23 protein-coding genes are annotated in these 26,575 nt (G+C 69.4%); 10 read left to right on the top strand and 13 right to left on the bottom strand.

The genetic code is table 11. The annotated features are described in order from the left end of the window. Positions 1 to 54: 54 nt before the first annotated feature. The 4 genes from kdsA to ABE488_RS13550 all read right to left on the bottom strand — a co-directional run bounded on the left by kdsA (position 55) and on the right by ABE488_RS13550 (position 3,300). Positions 55 to 888, bottom strand: a complete 834-nt coding sequence (gene kdsA / locus ABE488_RS13565; protein WP_346448904.1) for a 3-deoxy-8-phosphooctulonate synthase — start codon at positions 886 to 888, stop codon at positions 55 to 57. Next, positions 885 to 1,184: a hypothetical protein gene (locus ABE488_RS13560; RefSeq protein ID WP_346448902.1), complete on the bottom strand. Its 300-nt coding sequence runs from the start codon at positions 1,182 to 1,184 to the stop codon at positions 885 to 887. Before ABE488_RS13560 ends, kdsA begins: the two co-directional genes overlap by 4 nt. Then, positions 1,181 to 2,845 carry a CTP synthase gene (locus ABE488_RS13555; protein WP_346448928.1) on the bottom strand — a complete coding sequence of 555 codons (1,665 nt, stop codon included), beginning with the start codon at positions 2,843 to 2,845 and terminating at the stop codon, positions 1,181 to 1,183. Before ABE488_RS13555 ends, ABE488_RS13560 begins: the two co-directional genes overlap by 4 nt. 149 nt (positions 2,846 to 2,994) lie before the next feature. Beyond that, positions 2,995 to 3,300: a hypothetical protein gene (locus ABE488_RS13550; RefSeq protein ID WP_346448900.1), complete on the bottom strand. Its 306-nt coding sequence runs from the start codon at positions 3,298 to 3,300 to the stop codon at positions 2,995 to 2,997. 279 nt (positions 3,301 to 3,579) lie between these two features. On the opposite strand from ABE488_RS13550, the gene parE reads away from it, so the two are divergent. Continuing rightward, positions 3,580 to 5,469: a DNA topoisomerase IV subunit B gene (gene parE / locus ABE488_RS13545; RefSeq protein WP_346448899.1), complete on the top strand. Its 1,890-nt coding sequence runs from the start codon at positions 3,580 to 3,582 to the stop codon at positions 5,467 to 5,469. A 171-nt stretch (positions 5,470 to 5,640) separates the two neighbouring features. Beyond that, entirely contained in the window at positions 5,641 to 6,558 is a 918-nt protein-coding gene (locus ABE488_RS13540) for an AEC family transporter (RefSeq protein WP_346448897.1), read from the top strand. A gap of 15 nt (positions 6,559 to 6,573) precedes the next feature. Here ABE488_RS13540 and mdtD read toward each other — a convergent pair whose 3' ends face one another. Genes mdtD through ABE488_RS13525 form a run of 3 tightly spaced genes read right to left on the bottom strand, consistent with a single transcriptional unit; the run spans position 6,574 to position 11,634 of the window. Beyond that, positions 6,574 to 7,983, bottom strand: a complete 1,410-nt coding sequence (mdtD, locus tag ABE488_RS13535) for a multidrug transporter subunit MdtD (RefSeq protein WP_346448895.1) — start codon at positions 7,981 to 7,983, stop codon at positions 6,574 to 6,576. 43 nt (positions 7,984 to 8,026) lie between these two features. Then, complete coding sequence (gene hutG, locus ABE488_RS13530) at positions 8,027 to 8,830, bottom strand: N-formylglutamate deformylase (protein ID WP_346448894.1); 804 nt, start codon at positions 8,828 to 8,830, stop codon at positions 8,027 to 8,029. 38 nt (positions 8,831 to 8,868) lie between these two features. After that, entirely contained in the window at positions 8,869 to 11,634 is a 2,766-nt protein-coding gene (locus ABE488_RS13525) for a TonB-dependent receptor (protein WP_346448892.1), read from the bottom strand. 356 nt (positions 11,635 to 11,990) lie between these two features. Here ABE488_RS13525 and ABE488_RS13520 point away from each other — a divergent pair, with 356 nt between their 5' ends. From ABE488_RS13520 to ABE488_RS13500, 5 genes are all read left to right on the top strand, one after another. Beyond that, on the top strand, positions 11,991 to 13,085 hold the full coding sequence (locus tag ABE488_RS13520) for a LacI family DNA-binding transcriptional regulator (RefSeq protein ID WP_346448890.1): 1,095 nt from the start codon (positions 11,991 to 11,993) through the stop codon (positions 13,083 to 13,085). Then, positions 13,082 to 16,444 carry a GH92 family glycosyl hydrolase gene (locus tag ABE488_RS13515; protein ID WP_346448888.1) on the top strand — a complete coding sequence of 1,121 codons (3,363 nt, stop codon included), beginning with the start codon at positions 13,082 to 13,084 and terminating at the stop codon, positions 16,442 to 16,444. The genes ABE488_RS13520 and ABE488_RS13515 overlap by 4 nt, the downstream gene beginning before the upstream one ends. After that, the gene (locus tag ABE488_RS13510) at positions 16,441 to 17,163 is read left to right on the top strand and encodes a basic secretory protein-like protein (protein WP_346448886.1); all 723 of its coding nucleotides are present in this window, start codon (positions 16,441 to 16,443) and stop codon (positions 17,161 to 17,163) included. The genes ABE488_RS13515 and ABE488_RS13510 overlap by 4 nt, the downstream gene beginning before the upstream one ends. Before the next feature lie 91 nt (positions 17,164 to 17,254). Next, on the top strand, positions 17,255 to 17,485 hold the full coding sequence (locus ABE488_RS13505) for a hypothetical protein (protein ID WP_346443723.1): 231 nt from the start codon (positions 17,255 to 17,257) through the stop codon (positions 17,483 to 17,485). Continuing rightward, a complete protein-coding gene (locus ABE488_RS13500) occupies positions 17,482 to 17,964 on the top strand; it encodes a TA system VapC family ribonuclease toxin (protein WP_346448885.1) in 483 nt (160 codons plus the stop codon). The genes ABE488_RS13505 and ABE488_RS13500 overlap by 4 nt, the downstream gene beginning before the upstream one ends. Positions 17,965 to 17,984: 20 nt before the next feature. On the opposite strand, the gene gorA is transcribed toward ABE488_RS13500, so the two are convergent. The 4 genes from gorA to ABE488_RS13480 form a co-directional block, all read right to left on the bottom strand. Then, the gene (gorA, locus tag ABE488_RS13495; RefSeq protein WP_346448883.1) at positions 17,985 to 19,364 is read right to left on the bottom strand and encodes a glutathione-disulfide reductase; all 1,380 of its coding nucleotides are present in this window, start codon (positions 19,362 to 19,364) and stop codon (positions 17,985 to 17,987) included. Beyond that, positions 19,361 to 20,608 carry an FAD-dependent oxidoreductase gene (locus ABE488_RS13490; RefSeq protein WP_346448881.1) on the bottom strand — a complete coding sequence of 416 codons (1,248 nt, stop codon included), beginning with the start codon at positions 20,606 to 20,608 and terminating at the stop codon, positions 19,361 to 19,363. Before ABE488_RS13490 ends, gorA begins: the two co-directional genes overlap by 4 nt. After that, a complete protein-coding gene (locus tag ABE488_RS13485; RefSeq protein ID WP_346448879.1) occupies positions 20,605 to 21,810 on the bottom strand; it encodes a DUF418 domain-containing protein in 1,206 nt (401 codons plus the stop codon). The genes ABE488_RS13490 and ABE488_RS13485 overlap by 4 nt, the downstream gene beginning before the upstream one ends. 103 nt (positions 21,811 to 21,913) lie before the next feature. Beyond that, complete coding sequence (locus ABE488_RS13480; protein ID WP_346443730.1) at positions 21,914 to 22,393, bottom strand: peptidylprolyl isomerase; 480 nt, start codon at positions 22,391 to 22,393, stop codon at positions 21,914 to 21,916. Positions 22,394 to 22,553: 160 nt separating this feature from the next. Here ABE488_RS13480 and ABE488_RS13475 point away from each other — a divergent pair, with 160 nt between their 5' ends. Both ABE488_RS13475 and ABE488_RS13470 read left to right on the top strand, forming a co-directional pair. After that, a complete protein-coding gene (locus ABE488_RS13475) occupies positions 22,554 to 23,060 on the top strand; it encodes a C40 family peptidase (protein ID WP_346443732.1) in 507 nt (168 codons plus the stop codon). A 108-nt stretch (positions 23,061 to 23,168) separates the two neighbouring features. Continuing rightward, complete coding sequence (locus ABE488_RS13470) at positions 23,169 to 23,825, top strand: C40 family peptidase (RefSeq protein ID WP_346446207.1); 657 nt, start codon at positions 23,169 to 23,171, stop codon at positions 23,823 to 23,825. A 214-nt stretch (positions 23,826 to 24,039) separates the two neighbouring features. On the opposite strand, the gene ABE488_RS13465 is transcribed toward ABE488_RS13470, so the two are convergent. Further along, positions 24,040 to 24,945, bottom strand: coding sequence for a sensor domain-containing protein (locus tag ABE488_RS13465; protein ID WP_346448878.1), 906 nt, complete (start codon positions 24,943 to 24,945; stop codon positions 24,040 to 24,042). After that, entirely contained in the window at positions 24,942 to 25,316 is a 375-nt protein-coding gene (locus ABE488_RS13460) for a PadR family transcriptional regulator (protein WP_346448876.1), read from the bottom strand. Before ABE488_RS13460 ends, ABE488_RS13465 begins: the two co-directional genes overlap by 4 nt. A 122-nt stretch (positions 25,317 to 25,438) precedes the next feature. Between ABE488_RS13460 and ABE488_RS13455 the strand changes: the two genes are divergently transcribed. Beyond that, positions 25,439 to 26,413, top strand: a complete 975-nt coding sequence (locus ABE488_RS13455; protein ID WP_346448875.1) for a peptidylprolyl isomerase — start codon at positions 25,439 to 25,441, stop codon at positions 26,411 to 26,413. Positions 26,414 to 26,575: the final 162 nt, after the last annotated feature.

Here is a 26,575-nt window from a genome sequence, read left to right as displayed (position 1 = left end):
GCGGCGCAGGACCGGTGGATCCGTCGGTCCGCGCTCCCGCCTGCACCGGGCCGTTTAGACCTCGGATTCGAGCAGGCCGTGGCGCTTGGTGACCGCGTCGAGCTCGAGCATGGTCTCCAGCAGCGCGCGCATCCGGTCCAGCGGCCAGGCATTGGGACCGTCGCTGAGCGCTTCGGCCGGGCGCGGGTGGGTTTCCATGAACACGCCGGCGACGCCGACCGCGACCGCCGCGCGCGCCAGCACCGGCACGAACTCGCGCTGGCCGCCGCTGGAGGTGCCCTGCCCGCCCGGCAACTGCACCGAATGGGTGGCGTCGAACACGACCGGGCAGCCGGTGTCGCGCATCACCGCAAGCGAGCGCATGTCCGAGACCAGGTTGTTGTAGCCGAAGCTCGCGCCGCGCTCGCAGACCATGATCGCGTCGTTGCCGGTGGACTTGGCCTTGTCGACGACCGGCTTCATGTCCCACGGCGAGAGGAACTGCCCCTTCTTGATGTTGACCGGCTTGCCGGCGCTGCAGACCTTCTTGATGAAGTCGGTCTGGCGCACCAGGAAGGCGGGGGTCTGGAGCACGTCGACGACGCTGGCGACCTCGTCCATCGGCGTGTACTCGTGGACATCGGTGAGCACCGGCACGCCGATCTGCCGCTTGACCTCGGCCAGCACCCGCAGCCCCTCCTCCATGCCCGGGCCGCGGAAGCTGGTGCCGGAAGTGCGGTTGGCCTTGTCGAAGCTGGACTTGAAGATGAAGGGGATGCCCAGCGCGCCGGTGATCTCCTTGAGCTGGCCGGCGACGTCGAGTTGCAATTGCTCGCTCTCGATCACGCAGGGACCGGCGATCAGGAAAAACGGCCGGTCGAGACCGACGTCGAAGCCGCAAAGATTCACTCGAGTTCTCCAAGCAGGCGCCAGACCCGGGCGATGCCCGAGCCCAGCAGACAGGCCGCGCCGCACAGCGCCAACGGCGCGGCAGCGAGCAGGATGATCAGAGCGAAGGGCGCGAACGCCGTGCCATAGGCATCGCTGTACCCATTCGCTTTCAAGTAGAGCACGTACGCAGCCAAGCCCGCCCCACAGGTGGCGGTCGCGGCAATCAGCAACCACACGCCGAGCCGCGCGGTGTCCAGGCGCGGCGCCCCCGTCGACACGGCAGGCGCCGTCTCCACCAGGGGCGCGCTGGTCACGCCTGCGCTTCCTTGAGCAGTTGGCCGCCGGCCTTCTTCTCGCGCGCGGCGCGGACAAAGCCGACGAACAGCGGATGGCCGGTGCGCGGCGTAGACAGGAACTCGGGATGCGCCTGGCAGGCAATGAACCAGGGATGGTCAGGCAGCTCGATCATCTCGACCAAGAGGTCGTCCATCGATTTGCCGCTGATCACCAGGCCCGCGTCCTCGAGCTGGGTGCGGTAGCGGTTGTTGAACTCGTAGCGGTGCCGATGGCGTTCGCCGACCACGTCCTTGCCGTAGAGCGCGCGGGCGCGGGTGCCGGGCTTGAGCCGCTGCTCCTGCAGGCCAAGCCGCATCGTCCCACCCAGATCGCTGGTCTCGCTGCGCCGCTCGACCTCGCCCGACTGTGTGCGCCACTCGGTGATCAGGCCGATCACCGGGTGCGGCGACTGGCGGTCGTTCTCGGTGCTGTTGGCGCCCTCGAGCCCGGCGAGATTGCGGGCGACGTCGACCACCGCCGCCTGCATGCCGTAGCAGATGCCGAAGTACGGCAGGCCGGTGGTGCGCGCGTACTCGGACGCCAGCACCTTGCCCTCGAAACCACGATCGCCAAAGCCGCCGGGCACGAGCACGCCATCGACATCGGCCAGCCACGCGGCCGCGCCGTCGCGCTCGATGTCCTGCGATTCGATCCACTTCAGGCTCACGCGCGTGCGCTGACGGATGCCGCCGTGCTTGAGCGCCTCGCCGACCGACTTGTAGGCGTCCTTGTGGTCGACGTACTTGCCGACGACCGCGATCGTGACCTCGTCGAGCGGGCGTTCGACCGCGTCGACGACGGCCAGCCACTCCGACAGGTCGGCCGTCGGCGCGGCCTTGGCATCCAGGCCCAGACGCTGGACGATCAACTGGTCCAGGCCCTGGGCATGCAGCCACATCGGAATCTTGTGGATATTGTCCAGGTCGACCGCCGAGATCACCGCTTTCTCGGAGACGTTGGTGAACGAGGCGATCTTGCGCCGCTCGCCGTCGGGCAGCGGCTGCTCGCTGCGGCACAGCAGCACATCGGGCTGGATGCCGATCGAGCGCAGTTCCTTGACCGAGTGCTGGGTGGGCTTGGTCTTGAGCTCGCCGGCCGCGGCGATGAACGGCACCAGCGTCAGGTGCATGAACACCGCTTTCTCGCTGCCGCGGTCGGTGCGGATCTGGCGGATCGCCTCCAGGAACGGCAGCGACTCGATGTCGCCGACGGTGCCGCCGATCTCCACCAGCGCCACGTCGAAGCCCTGGGTCGCCTGGTCGATCGCACGCTTGATCGCATCGGTGATGTGCGGGATCACCTGCACCGTCGCGCCCAGGTAGTCGCCGCGGCGCTCCTTGCGGATCACGCTCTCGTAGATCTTGCCGGTGGTGATCGAGTTCTTGCCCGAGAGGCGGACGTTGATGAAACGCTCGTAGTGGCCCAGATCCAAGTCGGTCTCGGCACCGTCGTCGGTCACGTAGACCTCGCCGTGCTGGAACGGGCTCATCGTGCCCGGATCGACGTTGATGTAGGGATCGAGCTTCATCATCGTCACCCGCAGACCGCGGGCTTCGAGGATGGCGGCCAGGGACGCTGCGGCGATGCCCTTCCCGAGGGAAGAGACCACGCCGCCGGTCACGAATACGAGCGGAGTGATGGAGCTGGTGGGGAGCGTCATGAGAACAGCGGTCGCTGGAAAGCCCCATTCTACAGGCTGCGGCGCCGCCGCGCTGGGCACCGGCGCCCGGATGGACGAACGCCCCGGCAGGCCGGGGCGTTCGCGGGCTGGCTACGGGAGCCGGACGGTCAGGCCGGGACGTCGGCCTGGTCGGCCGCGCGCTCGGACGCCTCGGTGTCGAGCTTGGCTGCATCCCTCGCTTCGTCCTCGATATCCTGCGCCTCGTTCATGGCATCGGATGCATAGGTCTCGGCCGCAGCCTGCTCAGCGGCCTGGGCGGCGGCCTCGGCGGTCTGCGCGTCCTGTTCGGCCTGCTGCGCCGCGACCTCTGCCTGGCGGACCTGCTGTTGGACGTCCTGGGCATCCTGCGCGAACGCAGGGGCGGCGAAGGCGGTGGCAGCGGCGACAGCGAACAGCAGAGTGCGGGTCTTCATAGGTGGTTCTCCAATGCGGGACAGGTCCCGGTTGCGATACCTCGATGATGGGTGCGCCCTGGGGCGCGGCGTGCCGCTTGGGAGCGGCGACGGGTCCAACCTAGCCACGCGCGACCGGCCTCCAACTGAACAACTGGCCGCTTACATCGGCTGCACACCGGCTTAACGGACCCGAAATCGACTACATCGCGTCGTGGCGCGGTTGTGCTCGGACACAGGTCCGAATCGACGTCCGGGCAATTCCTTTACCATGCGCCGACCTCCCCGCTGCATCGCCGAATGAACAACCGTTACAACGCTGCCGACATCGAAGTCCTTTCGGGCCTGGACCCTGTCAAGCGCCGCCCGGGCATGTACACCGACACCGCGCGCCCGAACCATCTGGCGCAGGAGGTCATCGACAACGCGGTCGACGAAGCGCTGGCCGGGCATGCGCGCGGCATCGAAGTGCGGCTCTACGCCGACGGCAGCTGCGAGGTCGCCGACGATGGCCGTGGCATGCCGGTGGACATCCATCCCGAGGAGAAGATTCCGGGCGTGGAACTGATCCTCACGCGGCTGCATGCGGGCGGCAAGTTCAACAACCGCAACTACACCTTCAGCGGCGGCCTGCACGGCGTCGGCGTCAGCGTGGTCAATGCGCTCTCGACGCTGGTCGAGGTGCATATCAAGCGCGAAGGCAGCGAGCACCGCATCACCTTCCGCGATGGCGATCGCGCCACGCCGCTGGAAGTGGTCGGCAGCGTCGGCCGCAAGAACACCGGCACGCGCGTGCGCTTCTGGCCGGACCCGAAGTACTTCGACTCGCCGAAGTTCAGCCTGCGCGCGTTGCGCCACCTGCTACGCGCCAAGGCAGTGCTGTGCCCGGGCCTGCGCGTCACCTTGCACGACGAGGTCAGCGGCGAACGCGACGCGTGGTACTACGAGGACGGCCTGCGCGATTACCTGCGCGGCGCGCTCGAGGGGCGCGAACTGCTGCCGCCCGAACTGTTCGTCGGCGGCCTGGGCCGGGAGACCGAGACCGTCGAGTGGGCGGTCGCCTGGCTGCCGGAGGGCGAACTGGTCCAGGAGAGCTACGTCAACCTGATCCCGACCGCGCAGCACGGCACCCACGTCAACGGCCTGCGTACCGGCTTCACCGATGCGCTGCGCGAGTTCTGCGATTTCCGCAGCCTGCTGCCGCGCGGGGTCAAGCTCGCGCCCGAGGACGTCTGGGACCGCGTCGCGTTCGTGCTGTCGCTGAAGATGACCGATCCGCAGTTCAGCGGCCAGACCAAGGAGCGCCTGTCGTCGCGGCAGGCGGCCGGCTTCGTCGAGGGCGCCGCCCACGACGCGTTCTCGCTGTGGCTCAACCAGCACGTCGAACTGGGCGAGCGGATCGCGCAATTGGCGATCGAGCGCGCGAGCGCGCGGCTGAAGACCGAGAAGCAGATCGTCCGCAAGAAGGTCACCCAGGGCCCCGCCCTGCCCGGCAAGCTGGCCGACTGCATCAGCCAGGACCTCTCACGCACCGAGCTGTTCCTCGTCGAGGGCGACTCGGCCGGCGGCAGCGCCAAGCAGGCGCGAGACAAGGATTTCCAGGCGATCCTGCCGCTGCGCGGCAAGATCCTCAACACCTGGGAAGTGGCCAGCACCACGGTGCTCGGCTCCGAAGAAGTGCACAACCTCGCGGTCGCAATCGGCTGCGATCCGGGCAAGGACGACATTGCCGGGCTGCGCTACGGCAAGGTCGTGATTCTGGCCGACGCCGATTCCGACGGCCTGCACATCGCGACGCTGCTCAGCGCGCTGTTCCTGCGACATTTCCCCGCACTGGTCGCGGCTGGCCACGTGTTCGTCGCGATGCCGCCGCTGTTCCGCGTCGATGTCGGCAAGCAGGTGTTCTACGCGCTCGACGAAGAGGAAAAGCGACTGCTGCTGGAGAAAATCGCGCGCGAAAAGCTCAAGGGGCAGGTCAATGTCACCCGCTTCAAGGGCCTGGGCGAGATGAATCCCTCGCAGTTGCGCGAATCGGCGATCCATCCCGACACCCGGCGCCTGGTGCAACTGACCGTGGACGACGACCTGGAGACGCGCTCGCTGATCGACATGTTGTTGGCGAAGAAGCGGGCCGGAGATCGGAAGGCGTGGCTGGAGACGAAGGGCGATCTGGCAACACTGGAAGTTTGACGGCGATTCGTGTTCCGTCCCGCCGTGGTGACGGCGTGGACATTGCCGCGACGGCGCGTCGCGCGTGGCGCGTGGCGCATGGCGCGGGCGATCTGGCCACGTTGGAGGTTTGATGGCGAATCGCTCACGATGTTGCATGTGTAGGCAAGCCCCTGTGCCGCGGACATTCCAGTGATCGCCCACACCCTCCCGGTCGTGCTGGTGGTGCTGCTCGGCGTCTGGCTGCGGCGTTCACCGCGCACGCCCGAGGGCTTCTTCCCGGCGATCGAATGGTTCACGTTCTACGTCGCATTTCCAGCGCTGCTGTTCGTCAATACTGCGCAGTTGGCCGTCTCGGCGGTGCAGTTGCGCGACCTGGCGGCGGCCACGCTGCTACCGACGTTGCTGTTCGCCGCTGCCGTCGCGCTGTCGCTGCGGCTGGCCCGCGGCCTGCCCGATGCCAGCCGATCCTCGGTGATCCAGGGCGCGACCCGGCCGAGCACCTACTTCGGCCTGTCGGTCGCCGCGGTTGTGTTCGAGCGCGACACGGCCGCGCTGGTGATGCTGGCGCTGGCGATCTGCCTACCGGCGGTCAACGTGATCGCGGTGGTGGCGCTGACCCATTGGAGCGAACGGCCGACAAGTCCAGGGCGGGTCGCGCGCGGCTTGGCCAGCAATCCGATCATCATGGCGACCGCCGCCGGCGCAGCGGTCAATCTCTCCGGGCTGCCGCTGCCGATCGCGCTCGCTCATGGCCTGGAGATTCTGGGCGGCGCGGCGCTCGCGCTGGGCCTGGTCTGCGTCGGCGGCGGCCTGGTGTTCGCATGGTCGGCCTCCCGCCCGGCGGCACTGGCCGCGACCTCGGCACTCAAACTGCTGGCGCTGCCGCTGGTCGCAGTGCTCGCCTGCCGGCTGCTCGGCGCCAGCGAGGGGGTGACGGCCGCCAGTTGCTTCTATGCCGCGCTGCCGACGGCGTCCAACGCCTACATCATGGCGCGTCAGATGGGCGGCGATGCGCCGCTGATGGCCGCGCTGATCACACTGCAGACCCTGCTGGCGGTGGTCACGGTGCCGCTGGCGATGCACCTGCCGGCCTGGCTCGCGGGCTGACCCACGGGGGCGGCCTCAGCCCTGATCGGCCTGGCCGACGGCTTGCTCGGGAATGCGCCGCGTGCGGCCGAGCTGGGCGAAGATACCGGCCGAGACCAGGGTGAGCGCGCCGACGCAGACGAACGTCCAGCGGAATGCGGCGATGACCGGCTCGCCGCCGCCCGACTCGCCGAAGGCGGCCAGCAGGCCGCCGGCGGTCGCGACCCCCAGGCTCATCGCGAGCATCATCACCATCGACAGCAGGCTGTTGCCGGCGCTGGCGTGCTCGCCGTCGAGGTCGCGCAGCGTCAAGGTGTTCATCGCGGTGAACTGCAGCGAGTTGACCGCGCCGAAGCACGCGAACTGGACGATCTGCAGCCAAAGCGGCTGGCCCGGCTGCACCAGCGCGAAGCTCGCCATCGCCAGCCCGGTCAACAGGGTGTTGACCACCAACACCCGGCGGTAGCCGAAGCGCTGCACCAGCGGCACCACGATGCGCTTGGAGAACATGCCCGCGACCACCACTGGAATCATCATCATGCCCGCGCGCGCTGGCGGCACCCCGAGGCCGACCTGCAGCAGCAGCGGGATCAGATAGGGCATGCCACCACTGCCCAGCCGCGCGAACAGGTTGCCGAGTACGCCGACGCTGAAGGTCCGCACCCGGAACAGCGACAGCGGGAACAGCGGCGCCGGGGTGCGCGCGGCATGCAGCCAGTAGGCGACCAGCGCGCCGAAGCCGGCGACCAGCACCACCACCAGCGCCGCGCCCCGCGCGGCGTGCCCCGACAGGGCATCGACCGACAGCGATACCGCCGCCATGCCGAAGGCCAGCAGGCCGTAGCCGAGCAGGTCGAAGCGCGACACCGGCGCGCGCAGGTCCGGCATCAAGCGGAGCGTGGCCAGCGCGCCGGCCACGCCCAGCGGCAGGTTGATCAGGAAGATCCAGTGCCAGCTTGCGACCTCGACCAACCAGCCCCCGAGCGAGGGGCCGATCAGGGGCCCGATCAGGCCGGGCACGGTGACGAAGGTCATCGCGGCGAGGAACTCGGTCCGCGGCACCGCGCGCAGCACCGCGAGTCGTCCGATCGGCAGCAGCATGGCGCCGCCCACGCCCTGCAGCACGCGCGAGGCGACCAGTGCCTGCAGCGTCTGCGACAACGCGCAGGCCAGCGACCCCAGGGTGAAGACGACGATCGCGGCCAGGAATACCCGGCGGGTGCCGAAGCGGTCGGCCAGCCAGCCCGAGGCGGGGATCAGCACCGCCACCGTCAGCGCATACGCCACGACCACCGCCTGCATCCGCAGTGGCGACTGTTGGAGACTGGCGGCCATGGCCGGCAGCGCGGTGTTGACGATCGTGGTGTCCAGCATCTGCATGAACACCGCCGCCGCGACCAGCCACAGCATCGGCCGGTGGGGGCGCAGGACATCGGGTCGGCTCATGGCGGGCAGCATGCGGCCTTGGGTGTCACGAATCTGCCAAGCGTCAGCCGGTTCGACTGCCCTGCGCGTGGGCGATCGCGGTCTGAAGCAGGCGCTGCAGCAGCGGCTGCAGCGCTGCGGCCCGGGCCGCGTCCCAGGCGAAGCTGGCCTCGTCCATGTAGCAGCGCTGGCTGATTTCCAGCTGGACCGCTTCGATGCCCTCGTCGGGCGCCGCGTAATGCCGGGTGATGTAGCCGCCGCGGAAACGGCCGTTGGCGACCCATTCGTAGTCCGCCTGTCCCTCGAGCAATCCCGAAATCCGCGCTTCGAGCGCCAGGCTGCAACTGCTGCCACCGGCGGTGCCGAGGTTGAGATCGGGCAGGCGCCCGTCGAACAGGAACGGCAGGGTGCCGCGAATCGAGTGCCCTTCCCACAGCACCACCCGGCGATGGCGGGCGCGCAGACGAGCGAGTTCGTCGCGCAAGGCGGCATGGTAGGGCCGCCAGTAGCGGTCGACCCGCTCGGCGATCTCGCCCTCGTCCGGCGCGGCCCCGTCCAAGTAGACCGGCCCGCCGTCGAAACGCACCTGCGGGCACAGTCCGGTGGTGTTCTGTCCCGGATACAGCGACGTGTCGTCCTCGGGTCGGTTGAGGTCGATCACATAGCGCGAGTAGCGCGGGACCAGGATCGAGGCGCCGAGTGCGCGCGCGAAGGCGTACAGCCGGGACACGTGCCAGTCGGTATCCGGCACGGCCCGGGCCTCGGGGGTGAGGCGCTGTGCGAGATCGTCGGGCAGCCGGGTGCCGTCATGCGGCAGGCTGACCAGCAGCGGCGCGGTGCCGCGATGGAGTTCGAGGATGTCGGCCATGGCCCATTGTAGGGCCCCCACGCCGCCGCCATCGCGCACTAGAGATCCATCGACCATTCCATCTGCAGCGAACGCCCCAGGGCGTTGTAGAGCCCGCGGTCGTAGAACGGCCAGTTGCCGTTGGTGCGGTCCACCGGCGGCTTGCGGTTGGCGATGTTGTTGACCGAGAACAGCATCCCGTAGCGGTCGCCGAAGCGATAGGAGACGCTGCCATTGAACGTCGTCCAGGGCCCGATGTCGCGGGCGCGGCCCGCCGCGTTCCAACTGCGCGCGTTGCGCACGCCCCACAGCGTCGCGGCCAGCGGGCCGCGGTTCCAGGCGATGCTGGCGGTGGTGCGGTGCTGCAGCTCGTTGGAGTTGGCGCAGCACAACAGATCCTCGACCGGATCGTCGGCCTGCGGCTGGCGGTCATGACTGAGCGTGCGGTAGTAGCCCAGGTCGACATCGAAGTCGCCGACGCTGCCGGCAGTCCAGCGATAGCGTGCCGCCGCCTGCACACCGGTCTGACGCTGGCGCGCGAGATTGATCGGATACGTCCGGACTTCGGCAACGCCGTTGGGATCGACCGGATCACTGTCCGGGCGCCGCTGGACCTGGGCGATCACGTCGCGACAGGTCGGCGAATCGATGTCGTAGCGGGTCTGCCCGTTCTCCGACACGCCCAGCCGGCAGTTGGCTTCCAGTTCCAGGATATCGGCGATGCCCAGCAGTTCGACCTCGTCCTCGATCTCGATGGCGTTGTAGTCGAGCGACATCGTGAACGCATTGCCCGGCGTCGACCACACCACGCCATAGGTGAACGTCCGGGCGGTGATGTCGCGCAGGTCGCGATTGCCCTGCCCCAGATGCCGGGTGGACTGGTCGGACTGCGGGCATGCGTCGTAGTCGTCGACGCCATAACCCGCCTGCCGGCAGCGATAGTAGTCGGTGGTGCTGGTGAACCCGCTGGTCTCCGACGCATAGAGATAGAACATGTCCGGCGAGCGGAACGCGGTGGCGTAGCTGCCGCGCAGCAGCAGGGTGTCCAGCGGACGGAACTCCAGACCGGCCTTCCAGGTCGGCTTGCCGTTGCCGCCCCCTCCGTCGAGCGCGTACTTGTCGTAGCGCCCCGACAGATTGATGTCGAAGTTGCCGGTCACCGGCACCTGGAACTCGACACCGGCCGCGTATAGGTCACGCTCGCCGCGGGCGATCGTGCCGCCGCCGGCATTGCGGAACAGATCGCGCGCATCGGCCGACTGCGAACGGTTGGAGAAGCGCTCGCGCTGGCCCTGCACGATCGCCGCAAAGCCCACGGGCCCGGCAGGCAGCGTGAACAGCTCGGCATGGGTGAGCAGCGCCGTGCCCCCTTGGTTCCAGGCGGTGGATTTGGCGCGGTTGATCGCGCTCCAGGCGTCGTAGTGTTCCGGCGTGATCGGCCGATACAGCGCTGCCTCGTCGGGTGCATGGATCGGATACCCGGCGGCGTCCACGCCCAGCTTCGGGCCGAGGTAGTGGTCGTCGACGCCGTTGCGGGCGAGGAAATCGGTGGCCTTGCGGATAGCGCCGGTGCCAGAACGGTTGAGATACACGTCGTAGTCGAAGCCGCTGTCGCCCAGCGTGCCGCGCACGCCAGCCGCGATGTTGTAGCTGCGGGTGTAGACACGCTGGTCCTTGGCGTGCAGCCCCACTTCCTCGGGGGCGAAGATGCGCTGCCACTGTTCATAGCGGCCGGTGGTCTGGTTGTAGAAACTCTGGTTCCACGACGGGCTGCCGCCGGTGTAGGTCGGTCGGCTGTAGCTGAGCAGCACATCGGTATAGAACTCGGCGTGCTCGCCGAGCGCGCGGCGCAGGAACAGGCTGCCGCTGGCGCTTTCGCTCTCGCTGAGCAGCGAGGCCGTGCCGACGTTGCGCAGGCTGCCGCAGTAGCGGCCGCCACCGTCGATGTCGCGCAACGCGTACTCGGTGCTGTCCCCGTAGAGGTACGACAGTGGCGCGCAGGCCGCCGCGCCGGGGTCGATGTAGCCCGTCGCCCCGGCGGTCAGATCCTGGCGCAGGAACGTGCGCGCCGGATCGACCGGCCCGGTCGGGTTGTCGGCGGCGCTGTCGGTGGCGTCGCGCTCGAAGGCGTAGATCGGTTTTTGCCGCTCGTACTGCAGGCCGTAGCTGACATCCCAGTCGCCGAGCGCATGGCCCATGCTGAACTGCAGCCGGTGATTCTCGCCGCCGCCGTCGCTGTAGCCGCCGATGCGATAGCGCGCATGCGCGCCCTCGATGCGGTCCTTGAGCACGATGTTGACCACGCCGGCGATCGCCGCCGAGCCGTAGACCGACGATTGCCCGCCAGTCAGCACATCGACCCGCTCGACCATGCCCATCGGGATGTTGGCAATGTCGACGATGCTGGTGTTGCCGTTGTAGCCCAGAGGGTAGCTGTTGACGGGCCGGCCGTTGATCAGCGTGAGCGTGTAGCTGGGCGACAGACCGAACAGGCTCACGGTCTTGGCGCCGGGCGTATAGGTCCCGGTGCTCTGTGCATCCTGGACGGGCCCGCTGGACTGCGGCAACGCGCGCAATGCGTCGAACAGATTGGTGAAGCCCTGCTGCTCCATCTGCTCGGCGGTGATCGTGGTGACCGGGGACGGCCCTTCGATCTGCGCACGTGGAATCAGCGATCCGGTGACCCGGATCGCATCGATATCGGTGGGCTGGCCGGAAGGCCGGGCCGCATCCGACGGCGCGGCCGGCGGTGCGGTGGTCTGGGCGGATACGGCGCCCGACACCAATGCCGCGGCGATCAACATCGACAAGGGACTGCTGCGCATCTGATCTCTCCCATCAGGACGTGAGGCACGCCCGGCGTGCGGCCGGCGTGTCGTGGCACCGCAGTGCCGAATGGTTCGCATATCGCCCGCCTCGGCCCCAGAAGCACCGGCGGCGAGCGCTTGACCGAACGACGCCGCCCCCTCGGCTTCGCTCCGCTGATCGATTTAATCGTTTCAATTAAGCGTGTCACGCTGCACTGCGGCAAGCATGCTGGCCACTGGCGCCGTGCCGGCGTCGCGCGACCGCAACCACCAAACGCATCGAATCCAATGGGGCTGACGCGAATGTTGCAGCGCGGTTTGCCAAGCCCGGGGATTTTCTGCAGGATCGATGCCACCCTTAAATCGATCCAGACATGACCCGATCCGAAACGCGTCGACGGGTGACCCTGGCCGACATCGCGCGCGCCTGCGGTGTGTCGCCGGCCACCGTCTCCTTGGTGCTCAGCGGCAGTCCGGTGGTCGCAGCCCGGACCCGGCAACGCGTCGAAGCGGAGATCCGCCGCCAGGGCTACGTCTACAACCGCAGCGCTGCCAACCTGCGCCGAAAGACCTCCACCAGCGTTGCCCTGGTCGTCAACGATCTATCGAACCCTTTCGTGGCGGAGTTCGCCGCTGGCGTGGACGAAGCGCTGGCCGGCGCCGGCTGCGTGATGTTGCTGGGCAGCAGCGGCGAGTCAGTCGAGCGCCAGCGCGCGGTGCTGGCGTCGCTGATCGAGCACGGCCCGGCCGGGGTCATCCTGACGCCCGCCGATGGGACGCGCGCCGACGATCTGCGGCCGGTCGTCGGGCTGCACACGCCTGTGCTGTTGTTCAACCGCGAGGTGGCCGACGGCGACTGGGACTACCTGGGCGCCGACAACGCGACCGGCGCACGCCTGGCCACCGAGCACCTGCTGGCGCAAGGCCACCGGCGCATCGCGTTCTTCGGCGGCAGCCGCACATCGAGTTCGTTCCGCCAACGCGCCGACGGCTACCGCGCTGCGCTCGCCCAGGCCGGGATTGCGCTCGAGCCGCAGTGGATCGTCGAGTGCCCACCCACGCGGATCGCGGCAAGCCTGGCGACAGCGGCGCTGTTCGCACGCGATCCCGCGCCGACCGCGGTGGTGGCCTACAACGATGGCGTCGCTTTCGGACTGATGATGGGCCTGCGCGCGCGCAACATTGCGCCAGGCCGCGATTTCGCGATCACCGGCTTCGATGACACGCCCGAGGCCTGCGCCCAGGTGCCGGCACTCACGACGCTGGCCACCGGCCCACGCGCGCTCGGACGGCAGGCGGTGGACATGGTCCTCGAGCGCGGCCGCGCACCCGATGCGCCGCGGTGCACGACGATCGCGCCGGTGCATCTGGTCGAGCGCGACAGTTCGCTGACCTACGCGCATGCGCCTGGCGGACAGCGCGACCGCACGGCGCGTCCTCCCACTCGCGACCGGAGCACCCCGGCATGACCCCACGCCTCTCGACGCGCACGCTGCTGGCGTGCGCGCTCGCCGCCGCCTTCGTGCTCCCCGCGCAGGCGCAAGACGCGCCCGGCTTCGCCAGTTCGTTCGAATCCGGAGACCCCGAGCCGGCGATGGAGGCGACTGGCGCACTCGCCGTGCGCGTGGGCAATGGCCCCGAGGCGCCCTACGCCGCGCGTGTCGGCGCTGGCTACAGCGGTCTGCGGGCATTGCGCTACGAGGCCGCGGCGCCTGGTCGTCAGCGGCTGTTCGACGTCGACATCGCCGTCGAGCCGGACACCGAACTGTCGTGGCTGGTGCTGCCGGAGATCGTCGACGGCGATACCGACGCATCGACATGGGTCTCGCTGGATCTGCTGCTCGACGACGGCAGCCGGTTGTCTGCCGGCGACGCGCGCGATCAGCACGGCGTGAGGATCGGCGCGCCCGCGCAGGGCGCATCGAAATCGCTGTATCCACAGCAATGGGCGCGCAAGGCGGTGCGCCTGGGCGACGTGGCCGGATTGCGCGGCCGGCGCGTGGTTGCGATCGAGCTCGACGTGCAACCGCCGGGCGGCACCGTTGCGCGCGGCTGGATCGACGACATCGCACTGGCGCAGGTGCCGCGCCAGACACGGGCGCATCCCAGCGACTGGGTACTGACCACGCGTGGTACCCAGTCCAACGGCCGCTTCTCGCGCGGCAACAACGTTCCTGCGACTGCGGTACCGCACGGCTTCAACTTCTGGACGCCGGTGACCGATGCGGGGGTGCTGAACTGGCTCTATCGCTGGAACGAACAGAACGACGCGGCCAACCGGCCGCGACTGCAGGCGCTGGCGCTCAGTCACCAGACCAGCCCCTGGATGGGCGACCGCCAAACCTTCCAGTTCATGCCCTCCAGCGATCGCGGCGTGCCCGAAGCCGATCGCCGGACGCGTGCCCTGGCGTTCGACCGCAAGACCGAGACCGCGCGGCCGCACCTGTACCGGGTGCGCTTCGACAATGGCATCGAGGCGGCACTGGCGCCGACCGACCACGCAGCCGTATTCGAGTTCGCTTTTCCCGCCAACGGCGATGCGAACCTGCTCTTGGACAACGTCGATGCGCGCGGCGGGCTGGAACTCGACGCTGAGACCGGGACACTGACCGGCTACACCGACGTGCGCAGCGGCCTGTCCACCGGCGCGACGCGCATGTTCGTGGTCGCCCGCTTCGATACGCCGTGGCGCGACAGCGGCGTCATCGACACCGGCCGGCCCACCGGCTACATCAAGTTCGCCGGCGACGGCGCGCGCACGGTACGCATGCACGTCGCGACCTCGCTGATCTCGGTCGAGCAGGCCTGGCACAACCTGGCACTGGAGATGGGCGAGTCCGACACCGTTGCCAGCGTATCGGAGCGCGCCCGTGCGCGATGGGATGCATTGCTGGGCCGCTTCGAGGTCGAAGGCGCCAGCGACGACCAGCGCACGACGCTCTATTCCAATCTGTACCGGCTGTTCCTGTATCCCAACAGCGGCGCAGAGAACGCCGGCAGCACGACCCAGCCCGACTGGCGTTATGCCAGCCAGATGAGCAGCGCCGACGACAACGCCCAGGGCAACGCCCGGCGTACCTTCGCGCCGGTGCGCGACGGCCGGATCGTGATCAACAACGGGCTGTGGGACACGTTCCGCACTGCGTGGCCGGCCTACACGCTGTTCGCGGCCGACAACGCCGGTGCACTGGTCGATGGCTTTCTCGATCAATACCGCGCCGGCGGCTGGCTGGCGCGCTGGTCGTCGCCCGGCTACGCCGACCTGATGGTGGGCACCAGCACCGATGTCGCCTTCGCCGATGCCTGGCGCAAGGGCGTGGCGGGGTTCGATCCGGCGCTGGCCTACGAGGCCGCGCTCAAGAACGCGACCGTGGTCCCGCCCAGCCGTCACGTCGGGCGCAAGGGCATGGCCGAGGCGACCTTCCGCGGCTATGTCGACACCCGCGTGCCCGAGGGCATGTCGTGGACGATGGAGGGTGCGCTCAACGACTTCGGCATCGCCGGCATGGCCCAGGCGCTGGCCGACCGCGCCGAGACACCGCAGTCCCGACAGCGCTACGACGAGGAAGCCGAGTATTTCCGCTACCGCGCGGCCGCCTATGCGCACCTGTTCGACCGGCAGGCCGGGTTCTTCCAGGGCCGCGATGCCAGTGGCGCGTGGCGCGTGCCGTCGGCGCAGTACGACCCGCGCGTCTGGGGCCACGACTACACCGAGTCCAACGGCTGGACGTTCGCGTTCACCGCGCCGCACGACGGCAACGGGCTGGCTGCGCTCTATGGTGGCCGCCAGGCCCTGGCGGCCAAGCTCGACGCGTTCTTCGCCACGCCCGAGACGGCGGACCCGACGTTGGTCGGTTCCTATGGCGGCGTGATCCACGAGATGACCGAGGCCCGCGACGTGCGCCTGGGCATGTACGCGCACAGCAACCAGCCCGCGCACCACATTCCGTGGATGTATCTCTATGCCGGGCAGCCCTGGAAGACCCAGCGGATCGTGCGCGAAGTGCTGTCGCGGCTGTACCTGGGCAGCGAGATCGGCCAGGGCTACCCCGGCGACGAGGACAACGGCGAGATGTCGGCCTGGTATCTGTTCGCATCGCTCGGCCTGTACCCGCTGCGCATGGGCGCGCCCGAGTATGTGATCGGTTCGCCGCTGTTCGAACGCGCCCGCGTGCGCCTGGGCGAAGGCAGGACGCTGGAGGTCCGTGCCATCGACTACGCGCCGGAGCATGTCTACGTGCAATCGCTGACCGTCAACGGGCGCCCCTGGCACCGCACGTGGATCCCACACGAGATCATCGCGGCCGGCGCCACGCTGGAATTCCATATGGGACCCGAGCCCTCGACCTGGGGCAGCCGGCCGGAAGACGCGCCGCCCTCGCTGACGCCTGTCGGCCAGGCACCGTCGACGCTGGCCGACCTGGCGGTCGCGGGCGCGCGCGCCACGGTGGCCGGCGAGGAGGCAGGCATCCTGATCGATGACGATGGCACCAGCGGCCTGTGGCTGCGTGGCGACGACACCGCGGTCGAGGTCGCGCTGCCGCAGCCTGGCCGCGCACGCTTCTACACGTTGACCTCCGGCGAACGCACGATCCGGGACGCGGACTGGACGCTCGAGGCGCGTCGCGGCGACGGCCCGTGGCGCACGATCGACACCCGCCAGGCCCAGACCTTCGAATGGCCGCGCCAGACGCGCCCGTTCCGCATTCAGACGCCTGGCGACTTCGATACCTACCGCGTGCGCTTCTCGGCGCCCGGTCGCCTGCAATTGGCTGAACTCGAACTGCTCGCCCCCTTCACCCCCGTCCCGCTGGAGACCCGCCGATGACCCGCCCTGCCCGTCTGCTCCCGCTGCTGTGCCTGCTGCCGCTCGCCACGGCTGCGGCAATGGAGACCACGATCGAGCGCGACGGCGTGACGCTCGTCTACCGCGACGCGACCGATGCGCTCGATGCCGGCATGCGCGACCGCATCGTCGACACGTTCTTCTCGACCTATGCGCGCCAGCGCGCGGACTTCAACCCCGCAGCGGCCGATGCTGTCGACATCGTCATCGACCCGGACTACGACGGCGTCGCCTTCGTCGACAACAAGGGCCAGGCGACGATGACGATCAACCCGGCCTGGCTCATCGAGCGCCCTGGCGATGTCGATCTGGTGACCCACGAAGCCATGCACATCGTCCAGTCCTATCCCGGCTACGGCGATGGCGCGCCGGTGTGGCTGACCGAAGGCATCGCCGACTATGCACGCGATCGTTACGGCCTGGACAACGCCGCCAGCGGTTGGGCGCTCCCGGACACCGTCGCCGACGAGCACCGCTACGACACCGGCTACCGGGTCAGCGGCGCATTCCTCAAATGGGCCGACACTGCGCACCCGGGCTTGGTGCACAAGCTCGATGCCGCGCTTCGGGCGGGGGCCTACACGGCCGACACCTGGGCCGCGCTGACAGGCGAGACGATCGACGCGACCTGGACCCGTTATGCGCAGGCGCGCGCTGGCGAGCGCGACGCGAAGTCGCTGCCGCGCGCCCGACGCCTCTGAGACCACGAGTTCGGCACCGCAACGAGCCGTCCATTTGCGTAATGATGCGTGATGCGCGATGCTTGATGCGGTCCATCATGGAGCGCCACCTATGCGCACGACCCTGTCACTCGACGACGATATCCTCGCCGCGGCCCGCGCGTTGGCCCAGGCGCAGGGGCGTAGCCTTGGGGAGGTGGTGTCCGACTTGGTCCGCAAGGGCCTGACGCCGGCCGCACCACCGCCGCGTTATCGCAACGGGATTCCGCTGCTGCCGGCCCGGCCTGGCGCCGAGCGGGCAACACTCGAGCTGGTGAATCGCCTCCGCGACGAGGCGCCATGACACCGCATCGCGTGGAAGAGCGCGCGCCCGGCTGGCCGCCGGGTGCGCCGGTGCACCTACTCGACGTCAACGTGCTGCTGGCGTTGCTCGACCCCCTCCACGCACACCACGACCGCGCCCACGACTGGTTCGCACAGGAAGGCGCGCAAGGCTGGGCGTCGTGCCCGATCACCCAGAACGGTGCCCTGCGGATCATGTCCAACCCGCGCTATGCCAACCCGGCCGATTCGGTCACCGAGGCGGCGCAGGTGCTGGCCGGTCTGTGCGCGCATCCGGGGCATCGCTTCTGGCCCGATGCGCTGAGCCTGCTCGATGCGCCGCACGTCGCGCACGACCGGCTGCTGACCTCAGGCCAGGTCACCGATACCTACCTGTTGGCACTCGCCGTCCAGATGGGCGGCCGCCTGGCCAGCTTCGATCGCCGCTTGGTGGCCGATGCAGTCCGCGGTGGTGCGCAGGCGCTGCATCTGCTGCCCTGAGCGATCGAGCGGCGCACCGGTCAGCGCATCAGCACCACTTCCTCGGCGCTGGTGGGATGGATGGCAACGGTGTCGTGGAAGTCGTCCAGCGTGGCGCCCATCTTCAGCGCGACCGCGAAACCCTGCAGGATCTCGTCGGCGGCATCGCCGAGCAGGTGCAGGCCGACCACACGACGCGCCTCGCCCACGCAGATCAGCTTGAACAGGCTGCACTGCGAGGTATCGGCCAGCGCCTCGATCATCGGGCGGAAGCGGCTGGTGTACACGTGCACGTCGTCGCCATGCCGTTCGCGCGCCTGGGCCTCGGTCAGGCCGACCATCGCCAGCGGCGGGTGCGAGAAGATCGCACTGGGCACGTTCTCCGCATCGAGGCGCGCATCGGGCCGGCCGCCGAACAAGCGGTCGCACAGCCGGCGCGCAGCCGCGATCGCGACCGGCGTGAGCGCCGGACCACAGCCGCAGATGTCGCCCACCGCATGTACGCCCGGCGCGGGCGTGTCCTGGAACGCATCGACCGGCAGGTGGCCCTGCGGGTCGGGCACGATGCCCACGCGCTCCAGGCCCAGGTCGTCGGTGTTGGGCCGCCGCCCGGTCGCGAACAGGACCTGGTCGTAGTCGGCGAGCCGCTCGTCACCATCGGTCTCGATCGCAATCCGACCGTCGGCCTGCCGATGCAGGGCCTGTGAGGCCACCCCCAGGCGCAGCACGACCCCCTGCTGGATGTAGTTGTCCTGCAACTGGGCGACCAGCTCGGGCTCGGCCTGGCGCAACAGCCGGCCGTCGCGCACGACCAGATCCACCTGGCTGCCCAGCGCCTGCAGCACGCCGGCCAGTTCGACCGCGACGTAGCCGCCACCGATGACCGCCACGCGCGCCGGCGCCTGTGTCCAGTGGAAGAAATCGTCCGACACCACGCCCAGCGATGCGCCGGGAATCTGCGGGACGATCGGGCGCGATCCAGTCGCAAGCACGATGTGAGGGGCGCGCAGCAACGCGCCGTCGGCCGTCTCCACCGCCCCCTCCCCCGCCAGCCGGCCACGCGTGGGCAGCAGCAGCACGCCGTCGCGATCGAGCCGCCGGCGATAGCTGGCGTGGATGCCGTGGATGTAACGCTGGCGATCGGTCAGAAAGCATGGCCAGTCGAAGGCCGGACGGCCACCGCGCGGCAAGTCGTATCCCAGCCGCGCGGCATGGCCGATGCGCAAACCCAGATCGGCGGCCAGCCACATCGCCTTCTTGGGCACGCAGCCGACGTTGACGCAGGTGCCGCCCAGGTCTCCCGGTTCGAGCAGTGCGACCCGCCGGCCGTACTCGGCAGCCCGAAAGGCCGCGGCGAGCCCGCCCGACCCGCCGCCCACGACGATCAGATCGAATGCGAGCGCATCGCCGGACGCGCTCATGCAAACCTCGCCGGCGCGAAGGGGGCCGGGTCGAAGCCGGGCGGTGTTCCGCAGATCAGGTCGCGGATCAGGTGGGCAGTGGCGACACTCATGCTGATGCCGAGCATGCCATGCCCGGTCGCCATCCAGGTGTGACGATGCCCGGGCGCGGCACCGATCAGCGGCAGGTCGTCGACACAGACTGGGCGCAAGCCCGTCCACGTCTCCTCGCGCCGCGGCGACGCCGGCAGATGCAGATACTCGGCGGCCGCGTGTTCGATCGCATCGATCCGAACGCGATTGAGGCTGCGGTCGTAGCCGGCGAACTCCATCGTGCCGCCCAGCCGCAGGCCGGCGTCCCAGACCGTCACGAACACGCTGCGTTCGTGTAACACCATCGACCGTCGGGGCGCGGACGCCGGACGTGCGTAGGTCATCGAGTAGCCCTTGCCCGGCTGTACCGGCACGCGCAGCCGCAGCCCACGCGCGACGCCGGGCGACCAGGCCCCGGCGGCCAGCAGCAGATCGCGGCCGACGAAGTCGCCGCGCGAGGTCGCCACATGCACGCCCTCGGCGGTTTCCTCGGCCGACAGTACCTCGCAGTGTTCTTCCAGCGTACCGCCCGCCGCGCGGAACGCCGCGGCCAACCCCGCGACATACGCATCGGGCCGCAGGCGTGCATCGCCCGGAAAGCGCACGACGCCGGCAACGCCTTCGCGCAACGCCGGCTCCTCGCGCAGCGCGCGCGGGCCGTCGATCTGCTCCAGCGCCAGGCCCAGCCCGCGCAGTACGCGCGCCTCCGCCTCGAAGGCATCGAACTGCGCGCGATCACGATAGACGTAGTCGATCCCGGTCGCTGCGAACTCGCACGCGATACCGTGATCGGCGAGCCAGCCCGGGAAGGCCGCGCGCGAGGCCTGCAGGATCGCGGCCCGCGCGCGCGTGGCGTGCTGCCAGTCACGGCGGTTGCAGCGCAGTGCGAACCCCGCCAGCCAGGCCCACAGCGCGGGATCGAAACGCGGTGCGATGCGCAGCGGCGCATCGCTGGCGAACATCCAGCGCAACGCACGCGCGATCGCACCCGGCGCCGCCAGCGGTGCGGCATGACTGGGCGTGATCGTGCCGCAGTTGCCGTGCGAGCTGCCGCAGCCCGCCGTGCCTGCCTCGAGCACCCGCACCCCGCGCCCGGCTTCGACCAGCGCCAGCCCGCAAGCGAGGCCGACCGCGCCGCCGCCGACGATCAATACGTCGTCGCGAGGGCTCATGCCACCTGGTAGGCGCGCCGCCACGCCGGCCGGTGGCCGTAGGTCGCCCAGCGCCACAGCCATTCCACCGGCCCGTGTCGATGCCGCGCCAGCCAGACCGGGCTGATCGCAAGCTGCAGCGCGAACACCGCCAGCACCAGGCCGGTCTGCGCTGCGCGCCCAAGTTCGCCCCAAAGGCCGGCGCCGTAGCCGTAGAACAGCAGCGAACACACCAGCGATTGCGCGAGGTAGTGCGTCAACGCCATGCGCCCGGCGGGCGCGAAGACGCGCAGCGCCCGCTGCCCGGACGCCGACGTCCAGGCCAGCACCAGCAGTGCGACATAGGCCAGCGACATCGGCAGCGACCCGAGCAGCATCAAGCCCGTCGACAACGCAGCGCGCGGCGCGAGCGGACTGTCGAACGACGTGCCCAGCCACACGCCCAGGCCCGTGAACAGCACCGCGGGCGGCGTCACCCAGGCCAGCAGCCGCCACCAGAAGCTACGGTGCCGGGCAGGTGCGCGCAGCCAGCCGCCGCGCAGCAACCAGCTGCCGACCAAGAACACGCCGGCGATCATCGGCACCTGGAACAGCTGACTCTGCAGCCCCAGTTGCAGATAGTCGGACACACGCCGTTGGGTGATCTCAGCGAAGCTGCCGGTCGGGTAGATGCGCTCGGCAGCTTCGCGCCCCGACGCAAGCGCGCCCGCAAGATCGGCCAGCATCGATTCGGGCACCAGCGCCAGCAGCGCGGCATTGGCCAGATAGAACGCCCCGACGCCGCCATACAGCGCCAGCCCGACGGCGAGCTGCCAGCGCGGCGCAATCTCGCGCATCGCCAGCAGCAACAATCCGGCGATCGCATAGCTGTGCAGGATGTCGCCCCACCACATCAGCGTGATATGCAGCAGGCCGAAGGCCAGCAGGACCGCTTGGCGACGCAGGACCACCGGCGCGACCGGATGCCCCGAGGCGGCGATGCGCGCGCTCATCAGCGCAAAGCCCATGCCGAACAGCAGCGAGAACATCGTCCAGAACTTGCCGGCGACGAAGACGTGGACGCTCCAGGCGACCGCCCAGTCCAAACCGCTGGCCTCGGGCGCGATGCCCGCACCCATCTCCTGCATCGGCCGCGAGAACCCTTCGATGTTCATCGCGAACACGCCCAGCAGCGCGACGCCGCGCAGGACGTCGAGGATCTCCATCCGCTCGATAGCGGGCACCGGGCCCAGAACGGCGTGCCGTGGCGCACTCATCGCATGTCCCCCGATCGACGGACCCGGCCCGGCCGCGCGACGCCTCCCCGCGTCGCGCACCGTTGGCGGATCAGTGGTGGTGGCCGCCGTCGCCGTGTACGTGGCCGTGCTCGATTTCTTCGGGCGAGGCCTCGCGGACTTCGACGATCTCGATATCGAACGCCAGGTCCTTGCCGGCCATCGGATGGTTCAGGTCGACGTCGACCACGCTCATGCCGACCTTCTCGATCGTCACCGCGCGCGGGCCGAAGCTGGTGTTGAGCACCACTTGCTGGCCGACGCTGAGCTTCTGGTCACCGAAGTGCTTCTTGGGTACGCGCTGGGTCATGCCCTCGCGGCGCTCGCCATAAGCCTCGGCGGCAGTGACGTCGGCCTTGAAGCTCTCGCCGGCCTCGCGGCCTTCCATCGCCTTCTCCAGGCCCGGGATGATGTTGCCGTGGCCGAACAGGATCGCCAGCGGATCGCGATCGCGCGACGTCTCCACCGGCGCCTGGCCAGCCTCCGCAACGCTGTAGTGGAAACGGACGACGCGGTCTTTCTCGATCTTCATTGGGGATCCCTGGTGGGGCGGCGGCAAGGCCGCTTGAGGACGGTGGCGCACATGCGGCACGATGCCGAGATTGGCAGGTGGAATGACGTATATGCAGGCAAGTCCGCATTATCCCGACTCCGACGCGTTCGCGCCAACCGCACGACGCCGCGGAGGGTGCGTGCTGGCCACGGCAATTGCGCTGCTCGCGCTGGCCGGCTGCGGCGGACGCGATGTCCGTCCCGCCGCGCCGGCCGCCTCTGCGCCGACCCCGCAACGCACCTGGCACGCGGTGTCGCCGACCGACCCGGCGGCAGCCAACGCCGTGCTGATGCGCGCGATCAGCCTGGTCGGTACGCCCTACCGGTATGGCGGCAATACGCCCGAGGGCGGCTTCGACTGCAGCGGCCTGGTGAACTACGTGTTCCGCGACATGCTCGACGTACGGCTGCCGCGCTCATCGCGCGAGCTCTACGCCTACCAAGGGCCGAAAATCGACGCCGAGCGCCTGGCACCCGGTGACCTGGTGTTTTTCGGCAGCGGCGGCACGGTGTCCCACGTGGGGATCTACGTCGGCGAGGGCCGGTTCGTCCATGCGCCCAGCACAGGCGGCACGGTGCGCCTGGACCACCTGGACGGCAGCTACTGGCGTCGCAACTACACGGGTTCACGACGCATTCTTCACTGAATAGCGAACACAAACAGGCACTTGCGCGCATTCAGTAACTTTCGCTTAACAACTCCTTCGCGCAAACCCGGTAGCTTCCCCCGCTGGTCCGGAAGATGTGAAGCACACGTGACGACGACAGACGCGTCTCTGAATGGCGCTGGCGCCTCCCGCAGCCTTCTCCGCAACACCGCCGCCACGCTGCTCCTGGCGCTGGCCGCCGCTCCGGTTTTCGCAGGTCCTGGCCTGGCCGCCGACTCGGCCGACCAATTCGATCAAACCACATCGGTCGCCAAGGCGATCGTCACACCCGCCGCCCAGTTGCAGCAGCCGCAGATGCTCCTGGCCAGCGATATCAACCAGCTCATCGCGATGGATGTCGACAAGCCGGTGCAAGTCGCCGATGGTCGGGTCGAATCGCTGCTCAAGCGCGCCCTCACCCTGCTTGGCACCCCCTACCGCTGGGGCGGCTCCAGCCCCGACAGCGGGTTCGACTGCAGCGGTCTGGTCGGTTACGTGTTCCGCACCGCGCTGGGCATCGAACTGCCGCGCGTCTCGCGCGAGATGGCCCAGAACGGCGAACGCATCGACCGCACCGCGCTGACCGCCGGCGACCTGGTCTTCTTCGGCCGCCGCGGCAATCGCATCGACCACGTCGGCATCTACCTGGGCGAAGGCCGTTTCGTGCACGCCCCGCGCAGCGGCAAGGACGTCATGGTCTCCGACCTCGACTCCGGCTACTGGGCCACCCGCTTCCAGGTCGCCCGCCGCGTCTCCGGCGTCTGAGCCACCGCCCCCCCCCCCCCCGAAACCCGGGGTCAGAGCCACTTTTCTCCGGAAAGCGACTCTGACCCCGGTTTTTTTGTGGGCGCACGGCCCGCGTCGGAACGACGATCACCTCCAGCCAAACCGGGGTCAGAGTCGAATTTCGATCCATCGACCGGGGCCGTCTGCTCCGACCCCGGCGAAAAATGGACTCTGACCCCGGTTTTGGGGTGGATCAGTATTGGGCGGTACGCACCAGCAGATGCTTGGCGATCGCGCCGTGCAGGCGGCCGATGCCGCGGCACAGGTGCAGGGTGGCGAACAGCAGCAGCACGCCGATGCCCGACAGCAGCGGCAGCAGGAACGGGGCCTGTCGCGGTACGTCGATGCCCCCGATCCAGACGTTCAGGTTCAAACCGGGCAGCAGCGACAGCGGGGCCGCGATCAGCGGCAAGGACGCGCTGATCAGGGTCACCACCAGCGTGAAGTAAACGATGCCCAGCGGCAGCATCAGCAGCATGTACAGCAGCGTGCTCCAGGTCCGCGCGTCGGTGAACATTTCGCCGATGCGGCTGGTCCAGCTGCGGCCGTGGGCCGCGTACAGCGGTCGGCGCGGCATGCGCTCGCCGAGCATGACCTCGACCAGCCGGCCTTCGACCAGCGACAGCACCCGCACCGAGCCCAGGAACAGGATCAGCAGCGGAATGCCAACCAGCACGATCACCAGGCCGCCGGAGATCGACAGACCCAGCACCACCCACAGGAAGTAGAAGATGCCGGTCGCCAGCGACAGCAGCATGTAGAACAGCGACGACCAGGTCCGCGGGTCGCCGGCGACCCCGAAGAAGCGGCCGACCAGTGAACTGCGCGGCGCCGGCGCCGGCGGCCGCAGCGCGGTCTGCACCTTGACCTCGGTATCGCGGTAGATGTCGGCGACCTCGTCGGGCGCGCCGTAGCTCGAGGCGACCGCGGCGATCACCTCGGCCTCGCTGCGGCCCGGATGCTCGGCCAGTTCCGAGCGCAGGTATTCCTCGGCGTCGTATAGCGCGTCCTGCACCAGCGCCGGGTCGGCGCCGGCCAGCGCGCGGCGCAGGTGTTCCAGGTACTCGGGGATGCTTTGCGGCAGACCTTGGGTGTTCATTCGATCATCCCCTCCAGGACGGCGTCGACGGAATCGCGGGTGGCGCGCCAGGCGGCGGCCCAATTGCGCAGGGTCGTCCGCCCTGCCTCGGTGATGCGGTAGTAGCGACGCGGCGGCCCGGCATCGGAGGGCGCGACGTGGCTGTCGAGCAGCCCCGCAGCGCCGAGATTGCGCAGCACCGGATACAGCGCGCTCTGCTTGCCGGCGAGTACGCCGTCGAGCCGTTCGAGCCGCTTGGCGATCTGGTAGCCGTACATCGGCTCCGCACTGGCGGCCAGTACCGCCAGCAGCGCGAGCGAGACCGTGCCTGCGCTCAGCTCCTTCTGGAACTTGCGCAGACCCGCGTCCTCCGCCTCGTCGCTTCCGGTCAATGCCCGCCCTCCACGTGCTCGATCGGGACTCTATTGCGAACTTCGCTATAGCGAATGTGCCGCTAGTCATGCGGGCCGCCACGTCAGCCACAATCGGCGCTCCACTCCAATGGACTTCGCCCATGCGCCTGCCCCCGTCCCGACTGCGCCGTCCCGTCGCCGCCTGCGCTGCGGCACTCGCGCTGCTGATCGCCGGCTGCGCCAGCACGCCCGCGGCCGACGTCGCGAACTCGCGCGCAGCCGACCCGCGCTCGACCCAGGACCTGCTCGACGCCTCGACGCCCGCGGACTGGCGCACGCCCGACCCGCAGAACACGCTGTATCTCGATCTGGAGACCGGCCGGGTGATCATCGAGCTGGCGCCGGACTTCGCGCCCGCGCACGTGGCCAACATCCGCACGCTCGCGCGCGAGGGCTTCTGGGACGGGCTGACGCTCTACCGCGCGCAGGACAATTTCGTCGTGCAGTTCGGCGACATCGTCGAGGACGGCGCCCCAGGCAAGCCGATCGGCAGCGCACGCGCGCAGTTGCCTGCAGAGTTCGACCGCCCGGCCGCGGGGGTGGCCTTCCACGCCCTGCCCGACCGCGACGGCTGGGCGGCGCAGACCGGATTCACCGCCGGCTTCCCGGCCGCGCGCGATGCCGATGCGCAGGCCAGCCGCGGGGGACGCGCCTGGCTCGCGCACTGCTACGGCACGCTCGGCGCCGGCCGCGACACCGCGCCCGACTCGAGCAACGGCACCGAGCTCTATGTCGTCACCGGCCAGTCGCCGCGCCAGCTCGACCGCAACATCACCGTCGTCGGCCGCGTGCTGCAGGGCATGGAACTGCTCAGCGTGCTGCCGCGCGGCACCGGCCCGCTGGGCTTCTACACCGATCCGGCGCAGCGCACGCCGATCCGCGCGGTGCGCCTGGCCTCGGAACTGCCGCCCGCGCAGCGCACCCCGCTCGAGGTGCTGCGCACCGACACGCCGCTGTTCGATGCGGTGGTCGAATCGCGCCGCAACCGCCGCGACGCCTGGTACCTGCATCCGGCCGGGCACATCGACCTGTGCAACATCACGGTGCCGGTGCGGACACCCGTCGCGCAGCCCTGAGCCGCGGACGGCAGACCACGAAGACCGTTGACAGCGTGGGGAGGCCGCCCGCCCCATGCCGAGCGCGTGCATACGAATGCACGATGTTGCACGTTTACACCGACTGATCCAGACTTCGCGCTCTCATGTGACGGGAGTGCCTGATGTCTCAGCGCAGGGAGT

Origin of the sequence: Luteimonas sp. TWI662 (genome assembly GCF_039673825.1) — a bacterium.
GTDB lineage: Bacteria > Pseudomonadota > Gammaproteobacteria > Xanthomonadales > Xanthomonadaceae > Luteimonas.
The sequence above is the reverse complement of the archived record's forward strand: the minus strand, read 5'-3'. Positions and strand labels throughout refer to the sequence as shown.

Coding starts and splice junctions, on each gene's coding strand:
- gorA (WP_346448883.1), bottom strand. CDS start 19,364: ATGAGCGCGTCCGGCGATGCGCTCGCATTCGATCTGATCGTCGTGGGC.
- hutG (WP_346448894.1), bottom strand. CDS start 8,830: ATGGCCGACATCCTCGAACTCCATCGCGGCACCGCGCCGCTGCTGGTC.
- ABE488_RS13505 (WP_346443723.1), top strand. CDS start 17,255: ATGCGCACGACCCTGTCACTCGACGACGATATCCTCGCCGCGGCCCGC.
- ABE488_RS13465 (WP_346448878.1), bottom strand. CDS start 24,945: ATGAACACCCAAGGTCTGCCGCAAAGCATCCCCGAGTACCTGGAACAC.
- parE (WP_346448899.1), top strand. CDS start 3,580: ATGAACAACCGTTACAACGCTGCCGACATCGAAGTCCTTTCGGGCCTG.
- ABE488_RS13510 (WP_346448886.1), top strand. CDS start 16,441: ATGACCCGCCCTGCCCGTCTGCTCCCGCTGCTGTGCCTGCTGCCGCTC.
- ABE488_RS13455 (WP_346448875.1), top strand. CDS start 25,439: ATGCGCCTGCCCCCGTCCCGACTGCGCCGTCCCGTCGCCGCCTGCGCT.
- ABE488_RS13515 (WP_346448888.1), top strand. CDS start 13,082: ATGACCCCACGCCTCTCGACGCGCACGCTGCTGGCGTGCGCGCTCGCC.
- mdtD (WP_346448895.1), bottom strand. CDS start 7,983: ATGAGCCGACCCGATGTCCTGCGCCCCCACCGGCCGATGCTGTGGCTG.
- ABE488_RS13525 (WP_346448892.1), bottom strand. CDS start 11,634: ATGCGCAGCAGTCCCTTGTCGATGTTGATCGCCGCGGCATTGGTGTCG.
- ABE488_RS13480 (WP_346443730.1), bottom strand. CDS start 22,393: ATGAAGATCGAGAAAGACCGCGTCGTCCGTTTCCACTACAGCGTTGCG.
- ABE488_RS13520 (WP_346448890.1), top strand. CDS start 11,991: ATGACCCGATCCGAAACGCGTCGACGGGTGACCCTGGCCGACATCGCG.
- ABE488_RS13550 (WP_346448900.1), bottom strand. CDS start 3,300: ATGAAGACCCGCACTCTGCTGTTCGCTGTCGCCGCTGCCACCGCCTTC.
- ABE488_RS13500 (WP_346448885.1), top strand. CDS start 17,482: ATGACACCGCATCGCGTGGAAGAGCGCGCGCCCGGCTGGCCGCCGGGT.
- ABE488_RS13490 (WP_346448881.1), bottom strand. CDS start 20,608: ATGAGCCCTCGCGACGACGTATTGATCGTCGGCGGCGGCGCGGTCGGC.